This is a genomic window from Clostridium sp. UBA6640 (genome assembly GCF_002455975.1).
Classification (GTDB): Bacteria; Bacillota; Clostridia; order Clostridiales; family Clostridiaceae; genus Clostridium_J.
Genome location: NZ_DKLM01000043.1, coordinates 1 through 3317 on the forward strand (window position 1 = coordinate 1; position 3317 = coordinate 3317).

Here is a 3317-nt window from a genome sequence, read left to right on the forward strand (position 1 = left end):
ATTTTCTATAAAAATAGCTTAATCATTTAAAAGTTAAAGATTAATAATTAAGAATACGAATTGACGATGAAATTCACTAGGTGTCAATTTCTTAAAATAGCCTTATAAAAATAAGGAGCCAATTAGCTCCCTACTTCATTATTTCATATCTAGGATTTAAATATAGTTGCTGTGTTCATTTTACTCTTATCCAATTTAAGATAAAAGCCAGTTTTCTGCCTCAGTTACATCTTTAAACACTCTAAAATCGTTACCTTTATTGGCTTCAAAAACCATTTCTCCAAATCTTCCCTTAATCTTTTCTTCATTTGCTATAATGGCTACAGCTCTTATATTATAATTAATTAATTTTTGAAGCATGGTTCCTGCCAGTCCTGTTCTAAGGTTAAAAAACTCTTCTGATAATACTTCGCCATGAAGCATTACATAGTTACATCTATGCTCCATACAAGAACCAATAATGTCTAATACATCTTGTTCACAAGAGATTTGCATTTCTTGTGAAGTATATTCAATATATCTTTTATCATTTTTATTCACTATTCTATAGTCCACTTTGACTACCTCCTAATCCTTAAATTATAGCTCTCTTTGCTCTACTAATATGGAAATTGTACTCATCATTTCCTCCATGAATTTTACTCCACCCCACAGCATTATTCTTAGCCTATTTTCACCTTCATAATAATTCATATTAAGAGTTGAGCTGGCCATTTTACTATCCTTAGTATTCATTATGGCTATGAGCATATTAGATATTCGCATGTACTCATCCTTATTTATTTCACTAATATCTACAACGGTAGATACATTTATTTTTTGTTTTACAGTCCTTACTTCTTCACTAGAAGTTGAAAATTTAACATTTTCTTCTCCACTTGTATTTTTACTTTTTATATTAACATCATTTTTCTCCATAAAAATGCTTAAATCATGACCTGAAATTCTCCATTGCTTCCCAACTTTATTAGCTCCAAGCTTACCCTCTGTTATAAATTTTCTTATAGTTTTATGATGCATACCTAAAATCTCTGCAACCTGATCTATTGTATAAAATTTGCTTTCCACAAAAAACATCCTCTCATAATTACTTTATGAGAGGATTATATTGTATTTTATTATAATTGTCAATTATTTTATTGCATTTTATTATACTTTATTATACTTTATTGGACTTTATTGAGTTTTATTGACTCATAGAATTCCTCTTTTGTACGAATTGTATCAATAATACTTTCTTAAAAACTACCGCCATTTTTTTCTTATGAAATAAAAATCAAAGGGGAAGCTAGCATTCTTTTCTAATTCTATAAAATCTCTTTCTTTTAAGGCATAAATTCTTTCTTTTGCTTCTGGAATTGCCTTTGTTATGATATCTTCAACCTCAAAAACATCATAGAAATTCTCATCTACTTCATCTATTATTTCTCTAATGAATTCGTGTTTTTCATATTTTGAAGCAAGGTCAAGTCTCAAAAGTCCTACCATGAAAATTTCATCAAGTTCTACGGGCTTTGTAAAAAATTCAATAGTTCCAATAGCACTGTTATTTGTCCTATCAACTATACTAAAACGAATAAAATACCCTTTCTCATATTGATCAAGCCAAAACCTAATACAATTTTTCATTTCTTCTAAGGATTTATAAATAAAATTGCTAGTACAATTATCGCTATTAAAAATTTTTGCTGAAGCAGCATCAGAATAGCATTTAAGTAAATCTTCCGCATCACTTTCACTAACCATTCTAATAATGAAGTGTTTAGTTTCATAAGTTGGACATTTTTCATATGGATTTTCTTTTTTTATTATCATAGCCTTACTCCTTATTTTGAATTTTTATTTAAACAATAAATTATTATAAGATTTATAGATATTACACTCATCTTCTAAGTTACATACCCTTCATGCAAAACTAAAATAAGTAACAATCTTTTAATTTCCTTCACTTAATATAAAATAAAAATTCCCCTTTATAATTAATCTTAGTTATATTATAAAGAGGAATATACGACAACTGTATGTCGCATATTATTTGAAAGATTACGTAAAAAATATCGCAAATTCATTTCTGAGTAATGCGATACTTTAATATATTATTTTATATTTACTTTTTAAGTCCATTAACAAATTGGAATTCACTTAACGATAGAGAAAAGATAATGTAATATATAATTATTATTTACATTTATAATTTAATATCAATCTCATAGTTTCCATCTATTAAGATATATTCACAATCATATTTTTGACACATTTTTAAATTCACAGCATTTTCCTCAATCATCATTTCTTGAGTACAAAATGAATCATCAACCCGTTTTTCAATGACATTTGCGTACTTTTTTATTTCTAAAAAGTGTCTTTCAATATATCCTTTACTCATAATAAGGCAATAATATTGAATTTTTTTCAAATATTCATCATTGAAATCTTTTTTCCAATCAAAAGGAATATAACACCCCTCAATCACAAGGTTTTGATGATTTTCTATTGCTGTTTTAATGATTTCTCGAATAATAGACCAGAGATAGGGGGTAAGTTCTGCATCATCTTCTGGCGTTAAATCCGTATTTCCGCTTCGGATAAGCCCCATTTTCAAATGGTCGATAGATAAATATGGATATTTATATTTTTCTAATAGTTTTTGTGCCAGTGCTGTCTTTCCAGTATGAGAGCAACCTGCAATTAAGATAATCATTATTTTTATACCTGCCTTTCAGATTCCTATTTATCTATATTTCTTGTAGAAATAATTTTAACTTGAAATTATCTTACTATCACAAACCAATTATAACATATTTTATAAATATCGCATTATTCAGTTATCAAAGAACATATATAGATTTATAGATTTATAGATTTATGTATGTGATAATCAAGTTACGTCATTATATACCCCATTAGTCTTTAATAAATGTTATTATGTTAGTTTTGTGGACAACATGGTTATGATATAATCTTTCCAAACTTGAAAAGCAATTTATTTTATACCATTCATTGTTTATCATATCGTAGGAGCAAACACTATTGGTCAGTTTCCATTTACATATCTAATATCATTGGATTATAGAGCATGATTATATGGATATAACCTATCATAATAACACATTTACCAATCTTTGCATTAAAATAATATTTTTAAACATCACCTTTCTGTCCAATATTTAATAATGGGGCCTGACTTAAATTTTTAGGCGAACACTGTTCGCCCCTACACAAAATAAACTTATCAAAGTTAATACAGCATCATAAAATATTTGAAGTGTGACATAAAAATGCCGTAAAATTCATTTGAATAATACGGCATTTAAATG

The 3317-nt window shown here is 27.3% G+C and carries 4 protein-coding genes; all 4 read right to left on the bottom strand.

What is annotated here, in order from left to right:
- Positions 1 to 195: 195 nt before the first annotated feature.
- The 4 genes from B2W91_RS04425 to B2W91_RS04440 all read right to left on the bottom strand — a co-directional run bounded on the left by B2W91_RS04425 (position 196) and on the right by B2W91_RS04440 (position 2701).
- Positions 196 to 555 carry a DUF4180 domain-containing protein gene (locus B2W91_RS04425; protein WP_291579070.1) on the bottom strand — a complete coding sequence of 120 codons (360 nt, stop codon included), beginning with the start codon at positions 553 to 555 and terminating at the stop codon, positions 196 to 198.
- 24 nt (positions 556 to 579) lie between these two features.
- Positions 580 to 1068 carry a helix-turn-helix domain-containing protein gene (locus B2W91_RS04430; protein WP_291579071.1) on the bottom strand — a complete coding sequence of 163 codons (489 nt, stop codon included), beginning with the start codon at positions 1066 to 1068 and terminating at the stop codon, positions 580 to 582.
- Positions 1069 to 1245: 177 nt separating this feature from the next.
- Positions 1246 to 1815 carry a GNAT family N-acetyltransferase gene (locus B2W91_RS04435; RefSeq protein WP_291579072.1) on the bottom strand — a complete coding sequence of 190 codons (570 nt, stop codon included), beginning with the start codon at positions 1813 to 1815 and terminating at the stop codon, positions 1246 to 1248.
- 373 nt (positions 1816 to 2188) lie between these two features.
- Entirely contained in the window at positions 2189 to 2701 is a 513-nt protein-coding gene (locus B2W91_RS04440; protein WP_291579073.1) for an adenylate kinase, read from the bottom strand.
- Positions 2702 to 3317 lie beyond the last annotated feature (616 nt).